This is a genomic window from Variovorax sp. V35, from assembly GCF_041154465.1.
GTDB lineage: Bacteria > Pseudomonadota > Gammaproteobacteria > Burkholderiales > Burkholderiaceae_C > Variovorax > Variovorax boronicumulans.
Genome location: NZ_AP028666.1, coordinates 7266239 through 7285518 on the forward strand (window position 1 = coordinate 7266239; position 19280 = coordinate 7285518).

Annotated in this window: 21 protein-coding genes and 1 riboswitch; of the genes, 4 read left to right on the forward strand and 17 right to left on the reverse strand. The window is 68.3% G+C overall.

The window, feature by feature from the left end; all coding sequences use genetic code 11:
• Nucleotides 1-2: 2 nt before the first annotated feature.
• Nucleotides 3-1514: a M20 family metallopeptidase gene (locus ACAM42_RS33645; protein ID WP_062473598.1), complete on the reverse strand. Its 1512-nt coding sequence runs from the start codon at nucleotides 1512-1514 to the stop codon at nucleotides 3-5.
• A gap of 92 nt (nucleotides 1515-1606) precedes the next feature.
• Here ACAM42_RS33645 and ACAM42_RS33650 point away from each other — a divergent pair, with 92 nt between their 5' ends.
• Complete coding sequence (locus ACAM42_RS33650; protein ID WP_369630732.1) at nucleotides 1607-2458, forward strand: DUF72 domain-containing protein; 852 nt, start codon at nucleotides 1607-1609, stop codon at nucleotides 2456-2458.
• Nucleotides 2459-2491: 33 nt separating this feature from the next.
• Here the strand turns inward: ACAM42_RS33650 and ACAM42_RS33655 are convergent, their stop codons facing one another.
• Complete coding sequence (locus ACAM42_RS33655) at nucleotides 2492-3007, reverse strand: polymer-forming cytoskeletal protein (RefSeq protein ID WP_062473600.1); 516 nt, start codon at nucleotides 3005-3007, stop codon at nucleotides 2492-2494.
• Between the two features lie 115 nt (nucleotides 3008-3122).
• On the opposite strand from ACAM42_RS33655, the gene ACAM42_RS33660 reads away from it, so the two are divergent.
• Nucleotides 3123-4055 carry an ion transporter gene (locus ACAM42_RS33660; RefSeq protein WP_159279256.1) on the forward strand — a complete coding sequence of 311 codons (933 nt, stop codon included), beginning with the start codon at nucleotides 3123-3125 and terminating at the stop codon, nucleotides 4053-4055.
• Here the strand turns inward: ACAM42_RS33660 and ACAM42_RS33665 are convergent.
• The 4 genes from ACAM42_RS33665 to ACAM42_RS33680 form a co-directional block, all read right to left on the reverse strand.
• Complete coding sequence (locus tag ACAM42_RS33665) at nucleotides 4000-4587, reverse strand: YigZ family protein (RefSeq protein ID WP_095747369.1); 588 nt, start codon at nucleotides 4585-4587, stop codon at nucleotides 4000-4002. The two genes, ACAM42_RS33660 and ACAM42_RS33665, sit on opposite strands and share 56 nt — an antisense overlap.
• 37 nt (nucleotides 4588-4624) lie before the next feature.
• Nucleotides 4625-5212 (reverse strand): methionine biosynthesis protein MetW, encoded by a 588-nt coding sequence (metW, locus tag ACAM42_RS33670; protein WP_070063357.1) that lies wholly within the window; start codon nucleotides 5210-5212, stop codon nucleotides 4625-4627.
• Nucleotides 5209-6366, reverse strand: a complete 1158-nt coding sequence (locus ACAM42_RS33675) for a homoserine O-acetyltransferase (protein ID WP_369630733.1) — start codon at nucleotides 6364-6366, stop codon at nucleotides 5209-5211. Before ACAM42_RS33675 ends, metW begins: the two co-directional genes overlap by 4 nt.
• A gap of 127 nt (nucleotides 6367-6493) precedes the next feature.
• Nucleotides 6494-7057: a TMEM165/GDT1 family protein gene (locus tag ACAM42_RS33680; RefSeq protein ID WP_062473609.1), complete on the reverse strand. Its 564-nt coding sequence runs from the start codon at nucleotides 7055-7057 to the stop codon at nucleotides 6494-6496.
• Between the two features lie 17 nt (nucleotides 7058-7074).
• Nucleotides 7075-7253, reverse strand: a riboswitch (yybP-ykoY riboswitch).
• Between the two features lie 259 nt (nucleotides 7254-7512).
• Between ACAM42_RS33680 and ACAM42_RS33685 the strand changes: the two genes are divergently transcribed.
• Complete coding sequence (locus ACAM42_RS33685) at nucleotides 7513-8049, forward strand: RNA-binding protein (protein WP_070063360.1); 537 nt, start codon at nucleotides 7513-7515, stop codon at nucleotides 8047-8049.
• Nucleotides 8050-8158: 109 nt separating this feature from the next.
• Here the strand turns inward: ACAM42_RS33685 and ACAM42_RS33690 are convergent, their stop codons facing one another.
• Genes ACAM42_RS33690 through ACAM42_RS33705 form a run of 4 tightly spaced genes read right to left on the reverse strand, consistent with a single transcriptional unit; the run spans nucleotide 8159 to nucleotide 11184 of the window.
• Nucleotides 8159-8944 carry an SDR family oxidoreductase gene (locus ACAM42_RS33690; RefSeq protein ID WP_095948396.1) on the reverse strand — a complete coding sequence of 262 codons (786 nt, stop codon included), beginning with the start codon at nucleotides 8942-8944 and terminating at the stop codon, nucleotides 8159-8161.
• Between the two features lie 43 nt (nucleotides 8945-8987).
• The gene (gene lptC, locus ACAM42_RS33695; protein WP_369630734.1) at nucleotides 8988-9638 is read right to left on the reverse strand and encodes an LPS export ABC transporter periplasmic protein LptC; all 651 of its coding nucleotides are present in this window, start codon (nucleotides 9636-9638) and stop codon (nucleotides 8988-8990) included.
• Nucleotides 9635-10183 (reverse strand): KdsC family phosphatase, encoded by a 549-nt coding sequence (locus tag ACAM42_RS33700; RefSeq protein WP_369630735.1) that lies wholly within the window; start codon nucleotides 10181-10183, stop codon nucleotides 9635-9637. The genes lptC and ACAM42_RS33700 overlap by 4 nt, the downstream gene beginning before the upstream one ends.
• Nucleotides 10183-11184, reverse strand: coding sequence for an SIS domain-containing protein (locus ACAM42_RS33705; protein WP_369630736.1), 1002 nt, complete (start codon nucleotides 11182-11184; stop codon nucleotides 10183-10185). Before ACAM42_RS33705 ends, ACAM42_RS33700 begins: the two co-directional genes overlap by 1 nt.
• A gap of 86 nt (nucleotides 11185-11270) precedes the next feature.
• On the opposite strand from ACAM42_RS33705, the gene ACAM42_RS33710 reads away from it, so the two are divergent.
• Nucleotides 11271-13256, forward strand: coding sequence for a monovalent cation:proton antiporter family protein (locus ACAM42_RS33710; RefSeq protein ID WP_307638461.1), 1986 nt, complete (start codon nucleotides 11271-11273; stop codon nucleotides 13254-13256).
• 16 nt (nucleotides 13257-13272) lie between these two features.
• Here the strand turns inward: ACAM42_RS33710 and ACAM42_RS33715 are convergent, their stop codons facing one another.
• From ACAM42_RS33715 to rpmH, 7 genes are all read right to left on the reverse strand, one after another.
• Complete coding sequence (locus tag ACAM42_RS33715; RefSeq protein ID WP_369630737.1) at nucleotides 13273-14214, reverse strand: zinc ribbon domain-containing protein; 942 nt, start codon at nucleotides 14212-14214, stop codon at nucleotides 13273-13275.
• A gap of 86 nt (nucleotides 14215-14300) precedes the next feature.
• Nucleotides 14301-14762: a Crp/Fnr family transcriptional regulator gene (locus tag ACAM42_RS33720; RefSeq protein ID WP_070063366.1), complete on the reverse strand. Its 462-nt coding sequence runs from the start codon at nucleotides 14760-14762 to the stop codon at nucleotides 14301-14303.
• A 101-nt stretch (nucleotides 14763-14863) separates the two neighbouring features.
• Nucleotides 14864-16276, reverse strand: a complete 1413-nt coding sequence (gene mnmE / locus ACAM42_RS33725; protein ID WP_369630738.1) for a tRNA uridine-5-carboxymethylaminomethyl(34) synthesis GTPase MnmE — start codon at nucleotides 16274-16276, stop codon at nucleotides 14864-14866.
• Between the two features lie 74 nt (nucleotides 16277-16350).
• The gene (gene yidC / locus ACAM42_RS33730; protein ID WP_369630739.1) at nucleotides 16351-18033 is read right to left on the reverse strand and encodes a membrane protein insertase YidC; all 1683 of its coding nucleotides are present in this window, start codon (nucleotides 18031-18033) and stop codon (nucleotides 16351-16353) included.
• A complete protein-coding gene (yidD, locus tag ACAM42_RS33735; RefSeq protein ID WP_056574909.1) occupies nucleotides 18030-18317 on the reverse strand; it encodes a membrane protein insertion efficiency factor YidD in 288 nt (95 codons plus the stop codon). The genes yidC and yidD overlap by 4 nt, the downstream gene beginning before the upstream one ends.
• Nucleotides 18314-18736 carry a ribonuclease P protein component gene (locus tag ACAM42_RS33740; protein WP_062480416.1) on the reverse strand — a complete coding sequence of 141 codons (423 nt, stop codon included), beginning with the start codon at nucleotides 18734-18736 and terminating at the stop codon, nucleotides 18314-18316. The genes yidD and ACAM42_RS33740 overlap by 4 nt, the downstream gene beginning before the upstream one ends.
• 101 nt (nucleotides 18737-18837) lie before the next feature.
• Nucleotides 18838-18972 (reverse strand): 50S ribosomal protein L34, encoded by a 135-nt coding sequence (gene rpmH / locus ACAM42_RS33745; RefSeq protein ID WP_007834827.1) that lies wholly within the window; start codon nucleotides 18970-18972, stop codon nucleotides 18838-18840.
• Nucleotides 18973-19280 lie beyond the last annotated feature (308 nt).

Here is a 19280-nt window from a genome sequence, read left to right on the forward strand (position 1 = left end):
GCTCAAGCGGCCACCGGCTCCGCAGCCGCGGCGCGGTGCGCGACGGGCAGGGCGGCGATGACCTCGGCCACGGCGGCCGTCAGCTTCTTGGCGTAGGGCACGTGCAGGAACTCGTTGGGGCCGTGCGCGTTGCTCTTCGGGCCCAGCACGCCGCAGACCATCATCTGCGCCGTCGGGAAACCGGCGCTCAGCATGTTCATCAGCGGGATCGTGCCGCCCTGGCCGATGTAGCCGCAGGAGGCGCCGAAGTGTGCACGCGAGGCCTTGTTGAGCGCGTCCTCGAACCACGGCGTGATGGTGGGCGCGTTCCAGCCGGTGGCGCCGCCGCCGCTTTCGAAGGTGACGCGCGCCTGGTAGGGCGCGTTGTCCTCGAGCAGGGCCTTGAGCTTTTGCACCGTCTCGGCCGCATCGACCAGCGGGGGCAGGCGCAGCGAGAGCTTGAAGGCGGTGTAGGGGCGCAGCACGTTGCCCGCGTCCTTCAGGGCCGGGAAGCCTTCGGCGCCGGTGACCGACAGCGTGGGCTTCCAGGTGCGGTTGAGCAGCGCCTCGACCGGGTCGGTGGTGGTCGGCAGCGCGAACATGGTCGAGCCGCCGCAGTCGTAGTGCGCCCACGGGAAGCGCTTGTAGACCTCGTCGCCGAGGATGGCGGCGGTGGCCTTGGCCTGCGCTAGCCGGTCGGCCGGCACTTCGCAATGGAAGCTGGCGGGCAGCAGGCGGCCGGTGGCGCTGTCTTCGAGGCGGTCGAGCACCTGCCGCATGATGCGGAAGCTCGAGGGCACGAGGCCGGAGGCGTCGCCCGAGTGGATGCCCTCGGTCAGCACCTCGACCTTGAGCGTGCCGCTGGCCATGCCGCGCAGCGAGGTCGTGAGCCACAGCTGGTCGTAGTTGCCGGCGCCCGAATCCAGGCAGATCACCAGCTCGACTTCGCCCAGGCGCGGACGCAGCGCGTCGACGTAGGGCAGCAGGTCGTAGGAGCCGCTTTCCTCGCAGGTCTCGATGAGGCCGACGATGCGCGGGTGCGCCACGCCCTGGGCCTTGAGCGCCTGCAGCGCGGCCACGCTGGCATACACGGCGTAGCCGTCGTCGGCGCCGCCGCGGCCGTAGAGCAGGCCGTTCTCGTACTTGGGCGTCCACGGGCCGAGGTCGTTGCGCCAGCCGGTGAATTCGGGTTGCTTGTCGAGGTGGCCGTACATGAGCACGGTCTCGGTCATGTTCGTACCGGTGGCCGGCACTTCAAAGAACAGCACCGGCGTGCGGCCTTCCAGGCGCACGATCTCCAGCTTCAGGCCCTCGACCTTCTGCGCCTCGACCCAGGCCGCGGCGTTGCGCAGCACGGTCTCCAGGTAGCCGTTGGCCGACCAGTCCTTGTCGAAGCCGGGCGACTTGGCGGGAATGGCGATGTAGTCGGTGAGTTGCTTGACGATGTCGCCGTCCCATCGGGCGGTGACATCAGAGAGGGCGCGCGTCGCGTCGAGCGTGCCGGCGGGCATTTCACGGTGCAGGGGGGCGTTCATCGGGGGATTCTCCGCGGGGACGAAAAAACGCATTTTGCGCCTCGCGGCGAGCGCGCGTAGAGTGCGGGCGATCTCAAAACCCGGAGCGCAATGTGAGCAAGGCAACATCGACGCGGATCAAGGTCGGGATAGGAGGCTGGACCTACGAGCCCTGGCGCGACAACTTCTACCCGAAGGGCCTGGCCCACGCGAAGGAGTTGAACCACGCCAGCCGGCAGGTCAGCGCCATCGAGATCAACGGCACCTACTACAGCACCTTCAAGCCCGAGACCTTCCGCAAGTGGCGCGACGACACGCCCGACGACTTCATGTTCTCGATGAAGGCCTCGCGCTTCACCACCAACCGCAAGGTGCTGGCGACCGCGGGCGAGTCGATCCAGCGCTTCATCGACAGCGGCGTGGCCGAGCTGGGCGACAAGCTCGGGCCGATCGTCTGGCAGTTCATGCCGACCAAGCAGTTCGATGCGGAAGACTTCGAGGCATTCCTGGAGCTGCTGCCCAAGAAGGAAGGCAGCCGCGTGCTGCGTCACGTGATGGACGTGCGCCACGAGAGCTTCATCACGCCCGCCTACAAGGCGCTCGCGAAGAAGCACAAGGTGTCGACCGTGTTCACCGACGCGGACAAGTTTCCATCGTTCGAGGAGCCCGAAGGCGACGTCGCCTATGCGCGGCTCATGATGGCCGACGCGTCGCTCGCGACCGGCTACGCGCCCAAGGCGCTGGACACCTGGGCCGCGCGCGCGCAAGGCTGGACCACGACGCCGAAGGCGCGCGACGTGTTCGTGTATTTCATCAACGGCGCCAAGGAGAGAGCACCGGCCGCGGCCGGTGCCTTGCTGCAGCGCCTGGGGTGGGCGCCGCCGGCTGCAGACGCAGCAATGGCCGCCGCGGACAAGCCGAAGCCGGCGGCCAAAAAGGCCCCACCGAAAAAGAAAGCGCCCTGATCGACGGTCGTCAGACCGGGCGCGTCAGGCGCCTCAGGCGGCGGCCTGCAGCGACGGCTTGGCGCCGAAGCTGATCTCGCCCGACAGCTGGCCGCCTTCTTCGATCACGATCTTGCCGTAGCGGATCTTGCCGGTGACCTTGCCGGTCGAGTGGATGACGAGCTTCTCGCGCACGGTGAGGTTGCCGTCGAACACGCCGCGGATCTCGGCGATGTCGATCTCGGCCGAGCCCTTGAACTCGCCCTGTTCGGCGATCTGCATCAGGCGCGAATCCATCGTCGCCTCGACCAGGCCTTCGACCACGAGCGTGTCGCAATCGGTGATCTCGACGCCCTTGAGCTTGATGTTCGGGCCGACGGTGAGCTTGCTGCCGCCTTCCTTGGCAGCAGGCGCAGCCGCCGGGGCCAGGCCGGCCTGTGCGGTCAACGAGGAGGGATTGACGGGAGTGCCCGAGAGATTGGTGCCCGAACCAACCAGCGGTGCGGGACGGGACGTCAGCGAGTCGGTGTCACGATCACGCTTGCCGAAAAAGGGGGACTGTGTGGCCAATGGGGAGCTCCTCAAGAAAGGGGACTATCGTAAGAACGCACTCACGGCATGCGGCACTTCATTGCGCAATAAGCGTAACTGAATAAGTCGCCCGAGGCCCCTGACAATGCCCCGCATGACCCGCCTGATCCGACCGAACATCGAAGCCCTGTCCACGCCCGCCGCCACCGACTCGCGGTTCGACAAGCCCGCGCGCGGCTGGCGGCGCACGCTGTTCACCGTGATCTTCGAGGCCGACACCCCCGCCGGCCTGTGGTTCGACCTGACGCTGATCGCGGTGATCGTGATGAGCGTGCTGGTCGTCATCCTGGACAGCGTGCAGTCGATCCGCGACCAGTGGCGGCCTCTGTTCAATGCCCTCGAATGGGTGTTCACGATTCTCTTCACGCTGGAGTACATCGCGCGGCTGTGCTGCGTGAACAAGCCGCTGCGCTACGCGCTGAGCTTCTACGGCGTGATCGACCTGCTGGCATTGCTGCCGACCTTTCTCGTGGCCTTCGCGCCCGAGCTGGCGTACCTGATCGACGTGCGCATCCTGCGGCTGCTGCGCGTGTTCCGCATCTTCAAGCTGTCGCGCTATTCGGTGGAGTACCGCGCGCTGGTGTCGGCGGTGGCATCGAGCCGCCGCAAGATCACGGTGTTCGTCGGCTTCGTGATGCTCGTGGTGCTGGTGATGGGCACGCTGATGTATGTGGTCGAAGGCCCGACGCACGGCTTCACCAGCATTCCGGTGGCGATCTACTGGGCGATCTCCACCATGGCCACGGTCGGCTTCGGCGACCTCGTGCCCAAGACCGACCTGGGCCGCGCGATCGCCTCCGTGATGATGCTGCTGGGCTGGGGCGTGCTGGCGGTACCCACCGGCATCGTCACGGCCGAGATGACGCGGCGCGGCGTCGACGACGACCTGGCGGAGCCGATCGCACTGGCCTCGCGTGGCGTGCTCGCGCTGGCGGCGGAGCCGGCTTCAGGCAAGGCGCCGGCGAAGCGGCTCACGCCGTCGGCCAGACGACGCGCCCTTGCGCAGCATCGTCGAGGCGCGCGATGAAGGCATCGGCCTCGGGTGCGGGCAGCGCGAAGGCAAAGCGCACGTCGTCGCCGTGCTGCACGTCTTCCAGCACCGCGCCGATGGCGGCCAGCTCGCGCCGCACCAGCCCCTCGAGCGCGTAGGGCACGGCGCACTGCAGATGGCGCTGGCGCACGAGCGGCACCAGCGTGGCGCCGAGCAGCGCCTGCGCCACGGCATCGGTGTAGGCCCGCACGAGGCCGCCGGCACCGAGCTTCACGCCGCCGAAGTAGCGCACCACGGTGGCAAGCGCGCCTTCCACCTGCTGATGGCGCAGCACCTCGAGCATGGGGCGCCCGGCCGTGCCGCCGGGCTCGCCGTCGTCGTTCGCGGCCGACTGGCCGCCGGCCATCAGCGCCCAGCACACGTGCGCGGCACCCGGATGTTCGGCGCGCAGCGAGGCGACCACCGCCAGCGCGGCCGCGCGGTCGGGCACCGGTTGCACGCAGCCGATGAAGCGGCTTTTCTTGATGAGCAGGTCGCTGTGAACCGGCTGCGCGAGCGTGAAGCTCATTCCGACCCGATGTCCGTGCGGTGCAGGGGCGGCGTGCTCAGCCGCCCCGCTCGAACTTGAAGACCGCCGTGCTGGCGCGCGCGTTGGGCAGCCAGCGCACGTCGCGCCCGTTCTGCAGGCCGAAGGCGTCGAGCACGCGCAGGTTGTTCTTGCCGGCCAGCACCTCGAAGTCCTTGTAGGTGCCGACGCGGATGTTGGGCGTGTCGTACCACTGGTAGGGCAGGCGGCGCGTCACGGGCATGCGCCCGCGCGCCACGCTCAGGCGGTTGGGCCAGTGCGCAAAATTGGGAAAGGCGACGATGCCGAAGCGGCCCACGCGCGCGGTCTCGCGCAACATGACCTCGGCATTGCGCAGGTGCTGCAGCGTGTCGATCTGCAGCACCACGTCGAAGGTGGCGTCGTCGAACATCGCCAGGCCTTCGTCGAGGTTCAGCTGGATCACGTCGACGCCGCGGCGGATGCACTGCAGCACGTTGCCGTCGGCGATCTCCACGCCGTAGCCGGTGCAGCCGCGCTCGCGCTGCAGCAGGTCGAGCAGGGCGCCGTCGCCGCAGCCCAGGTCGAGCACGCGCGAGCCTTGGGGCACAAGCTGTGCAATCAGTCGTTGGTGTGCAAGGTCGCTCATTGGAATTCCTTGGCGACGCGTTCGAAGTACGAGCGCACCACGCCCATGTAGCGCACGTCGTCGAGCAGGAAGGCGTCGTGGCCGTGCGGCGCGTCGATCTCGGCGTAGCTCACGTTGCGGCGGTTGTCGAGCAGCGCCTTCACGATCTCGCGGCTGCGCGCGGGCGAGAAGCGCCAGTCGGTCTTGAAGCTCACGAGCAGGAACTTGGCCGTGGCCTGCGCGAGCGCGGTGCTGAGCTGGCCGCCGTGGTGGCGCGCAGGGTCGAAGTAGTCGAGCGCGCGGGTGATCAGCAGGTAGGTGTTGGCGTCGAAGTACTCGCTGAACTTGTCGCCCTGGTAGCGCAGGTAGCTTTCGATCTGGAACTCGATGTCCTGCGTGGAATAGCGGTAGTCGAGCCCCGCCACCTCGCCCTCGACGGCGCTGCGCAGGATGCGCCCGAACTTGGCGTTCATCACGTCGTCGCTCAGGTAGGTGATGTGGCCGATCATGCGGGCGATGCGCAGGCCGCGCTTGGGGATCACGCCGTATTCGTAGAAGTGGCCGCCGTGGAAGTCGGGGTCGGTCACGATGGCGCGGCGTGCCACCTCGTTGAAGGCGATGTTCTCGGCCGTGAGGTTGGGCGCGCTGGCCACCACCACGGCATGCCGCACGCGATCGGGGTACTGCAGCGTCCACGACAGCGCCTGCATGCCGCCGAGGCTGCCGCCCATCACGGCCGCGAGCGTGCGGATGCCGAGCGCATCGAGCAGCGCCGCCTGGGCGTCGACCCAGTCTTCGACCGTGACCACCGGGAAATCGGCGCCGTAGACGCGGCCGTTGGCGGGGTTCACGTGCATCGGACCGGTCGAGCCGAAGCAGGAGCCGAGGTTGTTGACGCCGATCACGAAGAAGCGGTCGGTGTCCAGCGGCTTGCCCGGGCCCACCATGTTGTCCCACCAGCCCTCGGAGCGGGCCTGGCCCTCGTACACGCCCGCGACGTGGTGCGAGGCGTTGAGCGCATGGCACACCAGCACCGCATTGCTGCGCTCGGCATTGAGGGTGCCGTAGGTTTCGTAGGCGAGCGTGTAGCCGCTGATCGAGGCGCCGCTGCGCAGGGCCAGCGGGCCTGCGAACTGCATCGACTGCGGGGTGACGACCAAAGGTGACGACGACATGAATGAAAAAACCCGGCCTCGCCAAAAACGAGCCGGGTTCGGCAGCCGTCTTTAGCAGAATTTATAAAGCGCCCGCAAGCTGAAGCAAATCGGCGCAGGGCAAGTATAGCCCCGTGACTTTTTCCTGCTACCAGCCGACGATCATCACGACGCCCAGCACCAGGAAGATCGCCGCCGAGATGCCGTGCACCAGCTTGATCGGCACGCGCCGCACGATCTTGTCGCCCAGCCACACGACCGGCGCATTGGCCAGCATCATGCCCAGCGTGGTGCCGACGACGACCCAGGCGTAGTCCTGCGTGAAGCGGGCGGCCAGCATGACGGTGGCGATCTGGGTCTTGTCGCCCATCTCGGCCAGGAAGAAGGCGATCACCGTGGTGCCGAAGACGCCGAACTTCGAGACGCCAGGGGCGTCGTCTTCATCGAGCTTGTCGGGAATCAGCATCCAGACGGCCATGGCGATGAACGAGCCGCCCAGGATCCAGCGCAGCACCTCGGGGCCGAGCCAGCGCGTGATGTAGTTGCCGACCGCGCCGGCCAGCGCGTGGTTGATGACCGTGGCGACAAAGATGCCGAACACGATCGGCCAGGGTTTCCTGAAGCGCGCGGCCAGCAAAAGGGCCAGGAGTTGGGTCTTGTCGCCCATTTCGGCGAGCGCGACCACGCCCGTTGCAACGAGAAAAGCTTCCATGATGGATGTGGGGTTCCTTGGGCCGAAGGACGCAATTGACCGCACAACACCTTCGGCCATATTCCCGAAGTTGTGCGGTCAAAGGTCTCGCCAGGTGTGTTCACTGCACGCGCCATGTCCTCGTGGGGCAAGGACAAGTCTGTTGACGCGGGCCCTTCTCGTATGCGGAAGGCGGCTACTCCCCAATGACCGGCGAATTGTAGCCGCATCGTCAATTCCCCCGGCTCAAACAGGTAGGCGTGCGCTAACTTCTACTAGTTTCGAAAGGTGCTACCTCAAGACGCAAATTCCTGCTTGCTTTTTTGATATTTCACCCATAATGCACGAGCATCCCTCTTGATTTTGGGCGGGAGCAATTCGGTGATCGGTCAGTTTCGCGCGGCTCGGCGGCTCTCGTTTGAGTGATGCTTTCGGGACTCCATCGCTTTTCTTGATGTGTTTATAGGAGTCCCTTGATGGGCAACAAACTCTACGTCGGCAACCTGCCTTACTCGGTGCGCGACGGTGATCTCGAGCAGGCCTTCGGCCAGTTCGGCGCAGTGACCAGCGCCAAGGTCATGATGGAGCGCGACACGGGTCGCTCGAAGGGCTTCGGCTTCGTCGAGATGGGCAGTGACGCGGAAGCACAGGCCGCCATCAACGGCATGAACGGCCAACCCCTGGGCGGCCGCAGCGTGGTCGTCAACGAAGCACGTCCCATGGAAGCACGTCCCCCCCGCAGCGGTGGCGGCGGCTACGGCGGCGGCGGTGGTGGTTATGGCGGCGGTGGTGGCGGTGGCTACGGCGGCGGCGGTGGTGGCGGCTACGGTGGTGGCGGCGGTGGCCGTTCCGGCGGTGGCGGCGGCTACGGCGGCGGTGGTGGTCGTTCGGGTGGCGGCGGCGGTGGTGGCGATGGCGGTTTCCGCAGCCCCTACGGCGCAGGTCCCCGTGGCGGCGGCGGTGGTCGCAGCGGCGGTGGCGGCTACGGCGGCGGCGGCAACGGTGGGTACTGAACCCCGTTCACTCCTTCGCATGCCTCACGGCACACAAACACAAAAGGCTCCCTCGGGAGCCTTTTTCTTTGCCTGCGCGCGGTGCCCGCTGTGCAATCGGCAATGAAGCTCAGGCTTCGCCGCTGCGCTTCTTGCGCGCCCGGCCCTGCACCGCGCGGTCGAGCACGGCATTGGGCAACAAGCGCATGACCTTGGCGACCACGCCCATCTGCCAGGGAATCACGCGGTAGCTCGTGCCGGCCTCGATGGCGCGCAGCGCCTGGGCCGCGAAGTCCTCGGGCTGCATGAGAAAGGGCATGCCGTAGCGGTTGCCCTGCGTCAGCGGCGTGTCGATGTAGCCCGGGCAGAGCGTGACGACCTTCACCCCGCTGTTGTGCAGTTCCCCGCGCAGGCTCTCGCAGTACGCGACCACGCCCGCCTTGCTCGCGCAGTAGGCGCCGTGCCCCGGCAGCCCGCGGATGGCGGCGACGCTGCCGATGCCCACGAGCCGCCCGCTGCCGCGCTGCACCATGGCCTGCACGAAGGGATGAAAGGTGGCGGCCAGCCCCACGTTGTTGACGGCGAAGGTGCGCGCCAGCACGTCGAGGTCCGAACGCTCGGCCGTGTCGATGCCGATGCTGATGCCGGCGTTGGCGATCACCACGTCGGGCACGCCCTGGCGCGCGATGCAGTCGGTGCCGGCGGCCACGATGCTGTCGGTGTCGGCCACGTCGGCGCCGTAGACCTGGTAGCGGCCCGCGTCCAGCTGGCGGCCCGCCGCCCAGGTTTCGATCTCGCCCGTGCGCCGCGCGACCAGCGCCAGCCGGTAGCCGGCGTCGTAGAAACACGCGGCCAGCGCCTGGCCGATGCCGCTGGAGGCGCCGGTGATGAAGACGAGCGGTGCGGCGGTGGTCATGCGTGGATCGTCTCCCGGGAACTTGTTCTTGTGTGGCAGCCGCTCAGCGCGGCTTGCCCGCGGCGGCCGACGGCACCAGCACGCCGCGCACGCGGCCCGTGAGGTTGGCCACGCCGCTCAGGTTGTCGTAGTCGAGCGTATCGCCCGTGAACTGGTCGCTGCCGCGGATGAGCGTGACCGGCTTGTTCGACTGCACCTTCTCGGTGTCGAGGAACGCATGCAGGAACTCGCCGCGGAACTCCAGCCGCGGCGTGGCCTTGCCGCTGGCGCTGACCGTCGGTTCGCGGATCACGATCGCATTGCCGAACAGCTGGATCTCGCTGCCGTCGGAATTCGACAGCCCCCGGTTCGCCGACGAGCGCGTGACCAGCCCCTCGGGCGACACCGAGCGCATGCGCACCTGGTCGACCTCGATGGTGTCGGTGTCCGGGTAGTGCCGCCCCTCGGTGCCGTGCAGCTCGCTGCGCAGGTCGCCGTTGGGCAGGAAGTTCTTGATGACGAAGTCCCGCATGAAGTAGTCGGGCTCGTGCGTGGGCGCCGCCTTGACGGTGGGCTCCAGCAGCTTGGGCGCATTGCGCACCAGCCAGTAGGTGCCCAGCGCCACGCCCGCCATCAGGATGATCGGCAGGTAGATGGTGGTGCGGTCGAGCACATCGCGCGTGAGGTGCCAGGCGCGTCGCAGCTGCGGGCTCATGGTCGGGGACCCAGGGCAGCGTCGAGCAGCGGGCGGTACTGGCCGCAGGCCGTCAACAGCAGGTCGCAGAATTCGCGTGCCGCGCCTTCACCGCCACGCGCGGTGGTGACGTAGCGCGCCACCGCGCGCACCTCGGTGTGCGCGTTGGCCGGCGCCGCCGCGAAGCCGACGCGGGTCAGCACGGGCAGGTCGGGCCAGTCGTCGCCGATGGCGGCGGCCTGCGCCCAGGTGAAGCCGAGCTGCTTCAGCATGGCCTCGGCGGCGGGCAGCTTGTCTTCGGTGCCGTAGCGCACGTGCTCGATGCCCAGCGCCTCGAGCCGCACGCGCAGCGGCTTGGAGTCGCGCCCGGTGATCACGGCCGGCGTGATGCCGGCCTTGCGCAGCAGCTTGAGGCCGTAGCCGTCGAGGATGCTGAAGCGCTTGAGCGTCTCGCCGTGCTCGGTGAAGTACACGCCGCCGTCGGTCAGCACGCCGTCGATGTCGAAGAAGACGATGCGCACGTCTTGCGCGGCCAGCAGGGTCTCGGCCTGGAAATCAAGCGGCATCAGATGACCTTCGCGCGCATCAGGTCGTTGGTGTTCACCGCGCCGACGATCACCCCCGCGCCGTCGATCACGAACAGGCGGGTGATGCCGCATTGCTCCATGAGTTCGGCCGCCTCCACCGCCAGCGCGTCGACGCGGATGGTGCGCGGGTCGCGGTGCATGATGTCGGCCGCCTTGGGCGTGCGCAGGTCGGCGCCGGCCTCGATCAGGCGGCGCAGGTCGCCGTCGGTGAAGATGCCCAGCGCCCGGCCGTCGGGCTCGACCACCGCGGCAGCGCCGAAGCCCTTGATGCTCATCGCACGCATCAGCTCGCTGACGGTGGCCGTCGGCGGCACGCACGGCACCTCCTCGCCCGAGCGCATGACGTCGCTCACGTGCGTGAGCAGCTTGCGGCCCAGCGCACCGCCGGGGTGCGAGCGCGCGAAATCTTCGGAGCCGAAGCCGCGCGCGTCGAGCAGGGCCACGGCCAGCGCGTCGCCCATGGCGATCTGCGCGGTGGTGCTCGCGGTGGGCGCGAGGTTCAGCGGGCAGGCTTCCTTGGCGACGCCGGCGTCGATCACGATGTCGGCATGGCGCGCGAGGGTGGAGTCGGGGCGGCCGGTCATGGCGATCAGGGGCACGCCCTGGCGCTTGACCACCGGCAGCAGCACGGTGAGTTCGTCGACCTCGCCGCTGTTGGAGATGGCCAGCACGAGGTCGACCGACTTGATCATGCCGAGGTCGCCGTGGCTGGCCTCGGCCGGGTGCACGAACATCGCGGGCGTGCCGGTGGAGGCGAGGGTGGCGGCGATCTTGCGGCCGACATGGCCGCTCTTGCCCATGCCCATCACGACCACGCGGCCGCGCACTTCGAGGATCTTGCGCACGGCCTCGACAAAACTCGGACCGACGCGGGCCTTCAGGCCGAGGACGGCTTCGGCTTCGATGTCGAATGTGACGCGTGCCCGGGCCAGGATGGCGTCGGGGTCGACCACGTGGGTCGGGGCGGGGCGGGAGCTCATCGCCGGATTTTACGAGGCGGGCGCGGTCGGCGATCACATGGCCCGGGGAAGCCCGGGGCACGGACATTGCTCTAGCATCGGCGCCTATGTCTTCGTTCGATCTCACGCTGTTGTATCTGTTGGCCGCGGTGATCGGCGTGGTGGCCTGCCGGTCGCTCAAGCTGCCGCCGATGCTCGGCTACCTGACGGCCGGCGTGCTGATCGGCCCGCATGCGCTGGCGCTGGCGCAGAACTCCGAAGGCATTCGCCACCTGGGCGAGTTCGGCGTGGTGTTCCTGATGTTCGTGATCGGGCTCGAGTTCAGCCTGCCCAAGCTGCGCGCCATGCGCAAGCACGTGTTCGGGCTGGGCATGGCGCAGGTGCTGCTGACCATGGCGCTGGCCACGGCCGGCGCGCTGCTGATCGCCACGCAGCTGCCGCCAGCCTGGCAGCTGGGGTGGCAGACCACGCTGGCGCTGTCGAGCGCGCTCACCATGAGCAGCACCGCCATCGTGGTCAAGCTGATGGCCGAGCGGCTCGAACTGGAGAGCGAACACGGCAAGCGCGTGATGGGCGTGCTGCTGTTCCAGGATCTGGCCGTGGTGCCGCTGCTGGTGCTGATTCCCGCCCTGGGCGCGCCGCCCGAGGCGCTGGCCAAGGCGCTGGGCTTCGCGCTGGTGAAGGCCACCTTCCTCATCGGCGTGCTGCTGTACGGCGGGCCGCGCATCATGCGCTGGTGGCTCACGCTGGTGGCGCGGCGCCGCAGCGAGGAGCTGTTCATCCTGAACGTGCTGCTGATCACGCTGGGCCTGGCCTGGCTCACCGAGCTGGCCGGCCTGAGCCTGGCGCTGGGCGCCTTCATCGCCGGCATGCTGGTGTCGGAGACCGAATACAAGCACCAGGTCGAGACCGACATCCGCCCCTTCCACGACGTGCTGCTGGGGCTGTTCTTCATCACCGTCGGCATGTCGCTCGACTGGCACATCGTGGTCGAGCGCTGGCTGCTGGTGGCCGTGCTGCTGCTGGTGCCGCTGCTGTTCAAGCTGGGGCTGGTGACGGTGCTGGCGCGGGTGCTGGGCGCGACCTCGGGCGTGTCGCTGCGCACCGGCCTGTACCTGGCGCAGGCCGGCGAGTTCGGCTTCGTGCTGCTGGCGCTCGCGCAGGACCGCAATCTGCTGCCGCCGTGGCTGGCCAACCCGGTGCTGGCGTCGATGGTGCTGTCGATGCTGGCCACGCCCTTCATCATCATGTACAGCAACGCCATCGTGCGAAAGCTGGTGGCCAGCGACTGGCTGCAGCAGTCGCTGCAGATGACGAGCATCGCGCGCAAGACCATCAACACCGCGCAGCACGTGATCATCTGCGGCTACGGGCGCTGCGGCCAGAACCTGGCGCGCATCCTGGAGCGCGAAGGCATTCCCTACATGGCGCTCGACCTGGACCCCGACCGCGTGCGCCAGGCCGCCGCGGCCGGCGATTCGGTGGTGTTCGGCGACGCGGCGCGGCTGCAAGCATTGATGGCCGCGGGCCTGGCGCGCGCCAGCGCGGTGGTCGTCACCTACCTGGACGTGGGCGGCGCGATGAAGGTGCTGGCCAACACCCGCGCCCACGCGCCGCACGTGCCGGTGATCGTGCGCACCCAGGACGACCACGACCTCGAGAAGCTGCAGGCCGCCGGCGCGACCGAGGTGGTGCCCGAGGCCATCGAGGGGTCGCTGATGCTCGCGAGCCATGCGCTGGCGCTGGTCGGCGTGCCGATGCGGCGCGTGATCCGCGTGGTGCAGGACCAGCGCGACGCGCGCTACAACCTGCTGCGCGGCTACTTCCACGGCGCCGACGACGACAACGCCGACGAGATCGACCACGAGCGCCTGAACAGCTTCACGCTCACGCCGGGCGCACGCGCCATCGGCCAGACGCTCGGACGGATTGCGCTGCCGACGCTGGGCGTGCGGGTGGCCAGCCTGCGCCGCCAGGACGGCCAGGCGCGCGTGCCGGCCGACGACACGCTGCTGTCGGACGGCGACACCCTCGTGCTGTCGGGCAAGCCCGCCGCGCTGGCGATTGCCATCGAGCGGCTGCAAAAGGGCTGAGGCCGCCGGCGCGGGCTCAGTTCAAGAGCGACGGGTTGCGCTTTTCTTCTTCGATGCGCTGCTGACGGCGCACCGCTTCGCACTGTGCGTGCGACCTGTACTCGGGCTTCACGCACTGGGCCGCCATGCATTGCGCCTTGGCGATGAAGTTGCGGTCTCCGCATTGGGCCTGCGGGTCGGCCGGTGGAGCCGGTGTCGCGGGCGCAGGGGCCGGTGCAGCCGCCACGGGCGCCGCAGCGGCTGGGATCTGCGGCGTCGGTAGGGGAGGTGTCACAGGCTTGCGCGGCTTCGCGACGGGCGCGGGCTTGGGTGCGGCTTCCGCCGGCTCGGCGACCGCTTCCGCGGGTGGCGCTTCGGCCACGGGCGGCGCAGGCTCGGTCGCGACAGGCGGTGCTTCGACCGCCGGCGGCGTCGCGGCGGGAGCCGGCGCTACGACAGGAGGCGGTGCCACGGCCGGCTCGGGCGCCTTGCTGCCGGTCCCGTAGCCCAGCCAGCCCGCGACCACCAGCAGCAGCGCGACCGCGAGCAGCCCCAGCCACAGCCCGATGCCGCGCGGGCGCAGCACCGGTTCGGGCGGCTTGATGCGCTTGACCTTGATCCGCGTCTTTGGCCGATCTGCTCGGGGGGACGGAGGCAAGGACGATGCGGCACCCCCGCGCCCCGGCGCGACGATCACGGTCTTTTCATCCGCTGGCGGCGGCGGTGGGGGTGGCGGCTCGGGCCTCCAGCCACTGGACGCCTGCGACGACGCGCGCTTCGACTCGGCAGGATCGAACAGCGGCGCGGGAATGGTCGGCGCGCGCAGCTGGGCCGGCGCGGTGGTGGCCCATTCACGGTCGGAAGGACTGGGCGCCGGGGGCGGCACGCGGTCGGCGGCCGACAGCCGGCCGCCGCAGTTCCTGCAGAAATTGGCACCCTCGCGGTTGTCCGCGTCACAGACCGGGCAGATCAAGGCCATGGCTCACCAGCAATTCTCAGGATCGGAAACGAAGACTTGTTCTTGTTGTTGTGCGGCGGCTGGCAGCGCGCGGCGAGCCGAAAGGCTCAGGTGACGGCCACCCGCTTGGAGCGGTGCGCCATGCGCTTGGCGATCACGGCGCCGAGCGCCATCGCGATGTCCAGCGCCATGTTGGGCTGGCGGTTCGACATCTCGGAGAACCGCACGGCCGTGAGGCGCCACACGCGCCCCGCGCCGGTGACCACCACGTTGGCCGCATGCGGCTCGCGCGAGAAGAACGAGCCTTCGCCCACCACCGAGCCCGGCGACAGCACGGCCAGGCGCATCTGCTCCTTGCTGCTGACGCGATGCACGCTGATGGCGCCGCTTTCGACGAAGAACACCGAGCGGTCGTGCGTGCCCTGCGAGATCAGCACGTCGCCGATGGCGGTTTCGATGGGCTGCAGATAACCCGCGAGCGTGTCCCACTGCGCGACGCTCAAGGTCAGCGCGAACGCGTCGGCGCTCAGGTTCTCCGCGATGGAGCGGCTCAGGTTCTGGATGGACATGTTTTTCTCGACCCCCGCAAGTGATCCGAAGTATCCGCGAAGGCCCCGAGGTTCGGCTACAACTGTTTACGCTTTCACCGGCGAAGCGCACGCATGTGTCGCTATTTCCCGATACAGAAGCGCGAAAAGATGACCCCCAGCAGGTCGTCCGCGCCGAACTCGCCCGTGATCTCGTTGAGCGCGTTCTGCGCCAGCCGCAGCTCCTCGGCCAGCAGGTCGAGCAGCTGCGCCTGCGCCGCCAGGTGGGCGGCGGCCAGCGCGAGGTGCGTCTCGACGCGGGCCAGCGCCTGCACGTGGCGCGCGCGTGCCAGGTAGACACCCTCGGGCACGGCCTGCCAGCCGGCCATCGCCAACAGCTGGTCGCGCAGCGCCTCGATGCCCGCACCGGTCTTGGCCGACAGCGCAATGCCTTCGGACGGTGGCGCGGCCGAAGCCGCCGCGTCCTGCTTGTTCCACACATCGAGCACCGGCACGCTCGCCGGCAGCTTGCGCCGCAGGCCGGCCAGGATCTCGGCGTCGGCGGCGGCGTAGTCGGGCTGGCCGGCGCGCGTCAGGTCGTGCAGGAACAGCACGGCGTCGGCGCTTTCGATCTGCCCCCAAGCGCGCGCCACGCCGATCTGCTCGACCTCGTCGGTGCTGTCGCGCAGGCCGGCGGTGTCGGCCACATGCAGCGGCACGCCGTGGATCTGGATGGTCTGCGAGACCACGTCGCGCGTGGTGCCCGCGATGGCGCTCACGATGGCCAGCTCGGCGCCGGCCAATGCGTTCAGCAGCGAGCTCTTGCCCGCATTGGGCTGGCCCGCGATCACCACCTTGATGCCTTCGCGCAGCAACGCGCCTTGTTTGGCGCGCTGCTGCACGGCAGCCAGCTGCGCCTGCAGCCGTTGCAGCTGGCCGGTCGCGTCGGCTTTCTGGAGGAAGTCGATTTCTTCCTCGGGGAAATCGAGCGTGGCCTCGACCAGCATGCGCAGGTGGATCAGCGCGTCGCGCAGCGTGTGGATCTCGCGCGAGAAGGCGCCCGACAGCGAGCGCCCGGCGCTGCGCGCGGCCGCCTCGGTGCTGGCGTCGATCAGGTCGGCGATGGCCTCGGCCTGGGCCAGGTCGATCTTGCCGTTGAGAAAGGCGCGCTGGCTGAACTCGCCCGGCTCGGCCACGCGCAGGCCGGGCAGGCGCGGGCGGCCGGTGGCCAGATCGATTTCGGCCGCGGCCTCGAGGCAGCGCGACAGCAACAGCTGCAGCACGACCGGGCCGCCGTGCGCCTGCAGTTCGAGCACGTCTTCGCCGGTGTAGGAATGCGGCGTCGGGAAATGAATCGCCAGGCCGTGGTCGACCGGCTCGCCCTGCGCATCGCGAAAGGGCAGGTAGGTGGCTTCGCGCGGCTTGAGGGCGCGGGCGCACAGCGCCTGGACCAGCGGCGCCAGCCGGGCGCCCGACACGCGAACGATGCCGACCGCCCCGCGCCCCGGGGCGGTGGCGATGGCGACGATGGGATCGGAGGTGCGGGCGAGGGTCATGACAGCGCGATTCTTTCAGCAAAAAGCAAAGGGCCGCGGATGCGGCCCTTTGCGGGTGGCGGAGGCCGGCTGGCTTATTTGCCCAGCACGCCCAGCCGCTTGTTGATGAACCACTGCTGCGCGATCGACAGCACGTTGTTCGTGATCCAGTACAGCACCAGGCCGGCCGGGAAGAAGATGAACATCACGCTGAACGCGAGCGGCATGATCCACATCAGCTTGGCCTGCATCGGATCGGGCGGCGTCGGGTTGAGCCAGGTCTGGAACAGCGAGGTGGCCGTCATGACGATCGGCAGGATGTACCAGGGATCGGGTGCCGACAGGTCGGTGATCCAGCCGATCCACGGGGCGTGGCGCATTTCAACCGACGACAGCAGCACCCAGTACAGCGCGATGAACACCGGAATCTGGATCACGATGGGGAAGCAGCCGCCCATCGGATTGACCTTCTCGGTCTTGTAGATCCGCATCATCTCCTGCTGCATCTCTTGCGGCTTGTCCTTCAGCCGCTCGCGCATTTCCATGATCTTGGGGTTGATGGCCTTCATCTTGGCCATGCTGGCGTAGGCCTTGGCGTTGAGCCAGTAGAAGGCCGCCTTCAGCAGCACCACCAGCGCCACGATCGCCCAGCCCCAGTTGCCCAGGATGCCGTGCAGTTGGGTGAGCAGCCAGTACAGCGGCTTGGAGATGATCGCGAAGATGCCGTAGTCCTTCACCAGGTCCAGGCCGGGGGCGATGGCTTCGAGCTTCTTTTCTTCTTCGGGGCCGGCGAACAGCGCGCTGTTCACGACCTGCGTGGCGCCCGGGGCGATCTTCGGCAGCGTGGCCACCATGGCGACGGTGAAGAGGTTGTCGCCCAGGTCCTTCACGCGGAATTCGCGACGCAGCTGTTCGCTGGCCGGGTCGCCCTTGAGCAGCCAGGCCGACGCGAAGTAGTGCTGCACCATCGCGATCCAGCCGTCGTTGGCCGGCGGCGGCGGCTCGACCTTGCCCTTGGCGATGTCCTTGAAGTCGAGCTTGTGGAACTTCTTCTCGTTGGTGTACGCGGCCGGGCCGGTGAAGGTGTTGGTGCCGAACATGGTGCCGGCGGCCACGGTGCCGTGGCGCAGCAGCTGCATGTACAGCTGCGCGTCGCGCGGCTGGTCGCTCACGTTGACCACTTCGTGGCGCACGCCGATGACGTAGTCGTCACGCTTGAACACGTAGGTCTTGATGTACTTCAGGCCGCCGACCGGGGCGCTTTCGAAGCTCACCTCGAGCGTGTTCTGGCCGTCGGCCATCGCGCGCGGACCGGCCTTGGGCGTCATGGCCGTCAGGTGGTTGGGGAAGGCGTCGCCGACGACGGGGTTCAGCAGGCCGGTCTGCGCCACGTAACGCGTGGCGGGCGAGCCGTTCTCGAACAGCACGACGCGCTTGGTGCGGTCGGCTTCGTCGTACTTGAGCAGTTCGAGGTGGTTGACCGTGGCGCCTTCGCTGTCGATCGTCGCCTTGAACAGGTCGGAGGTCACCACGACCTGCTCGCGCGGCGCGGCCGGGGCCGCCTGCGTGGGCACGGCGCCCGCGGTGCCGCCGGCTGCGGCAGCCGCGGTCGGCACGCCGTTGTTGGCCGCGCTGCCCGTGGCCGGCGCCGTGGCGGCGGGCTTGGTCGACGGCAGGAAGGTCGGCTTGTTGCCGTTGAAGACCTGCCATTGGTCCCACAGCAGCACGAGCGAGAAACCAAAAATCACCCACAGAATCGTGCGGCGGATATCGTTCATGACGAAGACTTCTTGTCGGAGGAGAGAAGAGACGAAAACAGCGATCCTGACTTGTCAGTGCGACGCTGTGATTTCGGTGGAACCGGATCGTGGCCGCCCTGGCACCAGGGCTGGCAGCGCGCGATGCGGTGCAAAGTCAGATAGCTGCCCTTGAGCGCGCCGTGCACTTCCAGCGCCTCGATCGAATACACGGAGCAGGTCGGCGTGAAGCGGCACGACTGCCCGAGCCAGGGGCTCAGCAGCAGGCGGTAGCCCTTCACGAGGCCGATCAGCAGGCGTTTCATGCGGAAGCAGGAGCGGGGGAGGCGGCAGCCGGTGCCGGCGGACGTCCGGCGCGCGCCAGCAATTGCTGGAGCTCGGCGCGCACGGCGGCCTTGAGCTTGTCCGAGGAGGCGCTCACGAACGCCTTGCGATCGAAACCGGCGCGCAGACGCACCACGTGCGCGGCACGCGGCAACACGACGCCGGGCGCGGCGCTCACGGCGTAGATCTGGCGCTTGATGGCGTTGCGCGTCACCGCGCGGCGTGCCCAGCGCTTGGGCACCATGGCGCCCAGCCAGACCTCATCGGACGGAAACAGCGAAGCGGCGCCCGATGGGGAAACATCGAGCGCACAGCGGTGCAATGCGAAATGGGCAGTGCGCGCCACGGTGGCACCTGCGAGGACGGCCTGGAATTGCGCGCGGGTCTTGAGCCGCTGCAAGGAAGCCGGGCCGCGGACGTCGCTGCTGGCGGGGCCAGGCGCAGAGGCTGCAGGAGCCTGCGCGGACGTGTCGGCGGCTGACAACGGCAGGTGGGGTGCCGTCAGACGGCCAGGCGCTTGCGGCCCTTGGCGCGGCGTGCGTTGATCACGGCGCGGCCGCCACGGGTCTTCATGCGGACCAGAAAGCCGTGGGTACGGGCGCGGCGGACTTTGGATGCTTGGTAAGTGCGTTTCATGATGGTTTCCTGATTCCCTGTTTGCGCCGGTTTCCGCATGAAGGCATGCAAAAACCCGGCGAGCGCTGGGGGAGCGAGTTTCGGATGGCCCCCGAAAGACGCTGTGAAGGCTTTTCAGGGAAACCCGCAATTATCGCAAACATTGGCCGCCGGAACAATCTTCGACTGGATTTGCGGGCCTTTCCATGTGCAGCGCAGCATGTGGATAAGGTTTTGACAAGTTAGAATGCCCAGCGCCTTCCAGCAGAGAATATCCACAATACCTATACAAGAAATGCCCGAGGGTTCCATCACTTTTTCAAGCGCCC

Bases quoted from the DNA above. Each gene is read 5' to 3' on its own strand.
- rpmH (WP_007834827.1), bottom strand. From the start codon at position 18,972: ATGAAACGCACTTACCAAGCATCCAAAGTCCGCCGCGCCCGTACCCAC.
- ACAM42_RS33715 (WP_369630737.1), bottom strand. From the start codon at position 14,214: ATGGCCTTGATCTGCCCGGTCTGTGACGCGGACAACCGCGAGGGTGCC.
- ACAM42_RS33700 (WP_369630735.1), bottom strand. From the start codon at position 10,183: ATGCCGCTTGATTTCCAGGCCGAGACCCTGCTGGCCGCGCAAGACGTG.
- ACAM42_RS33710 (WP_307638461.1), top strand. From the start codon at position 11,271: ATGTCTTCGTTCGATCTCACGCTGTTGTATCTGTTGGCCGCGGTGATC.
- yidC (WP_369630739.1), bottom strand. From the start codon at position 18,033: ATGAACGATATCCGCCGCACGATTCTGTGGGTGATTTTTGGTTTCTCG.
- ACAM42_RS33660 (WP_159279256.1), top strand. From the start codon at position 3,123: ATGACCCGCCTGATCCGACCGAACATCGAAGCCCTGTCCACGCCCGCC.
- yidD (WP_056574909.1), bottom strand. From the start codon at position 18,317: ATGAAACGCCTGCTGATCGGCCTCGTGAAGGGCTACCGCCTGCTGCTG.
- ACAM42_RS33665 (WP_095747369.1), bottom strand. From the start codon at position 4,587: ATGAGCTTCACGCTCGCGCAGCCGGTTCACAGCGACCTGCTCATCAAG.
- ACAM42_RS33690 (WP_095948396.1), bottom strand. From the start codon at position 8,944: ATGACCACCGCCGCACCGCTCGTCTTCATCACCGGCGCCTCCAGCGGC.
- ACAM42_RS33720 (WP_070063366.1), bottom strand. From the start codon at position 14,762: ATGTCCATCCAGAACCTGAGCCGCTCCATCGCGGAGAACCTGAGCGCC.
- ACAM42_RS33680 (WP_062473609.1), bottom strand. From the start codon at position 7,057: ATGGAAGCTTTTCTCGTTGCAACGGGCGTGGTCGCGCTCGCCGAAATG.
- ACAM42_RS33705 (WP_369630736.1), bottom strand. From the start codon at position 11,184: ATGAGCTCCCGCCCCGCCCCGACCCACGTGGTCGACCCCGACGCCATC.
- metW (WP_070063357.1), bottom strand. From the start codon at position 5,212: ATGAGCGACCTTGCACACCAACGACTGATTGCACAGCTTGTGCCCCAA.
- lptC (WP_369630734.1), bottom strand. From the start codon at position 9,638: ATGAGCCCGCAGCTGCGACGCGCCTGGCACCTCACGCGCGATGTGCTC.
- ACAM42_RS33675 (WP_369630733.1), bottom strand. From the start codon at position 6,366: ATGTCGTCGTCACCTTTGGTCGTCACCCCGCAGTCGATGCAGTTCGCA.
- ACAM42_RS33645 (WP_062473598.1), bottom strand. From the start codon at position 1,514: ATGAACGCCCCCCTGCACCGTGAAATGCCCGCCGGCACGCTCGACGCG.
- mnmE (WP_369630738.1), bottom strand. From the start codon at position 16,276: ATGACCCTCGCCCGCACCTCCGATCCCATCGTCGCCATCGCCACCGCC.
- ACAM42_RS33685 (WP_070063360.1), top strand. From the start codon at position 7,513: ATGGGCAACAAACTCTACGTCGGCAACCTGCCTTACTCGGTGCGCGAC.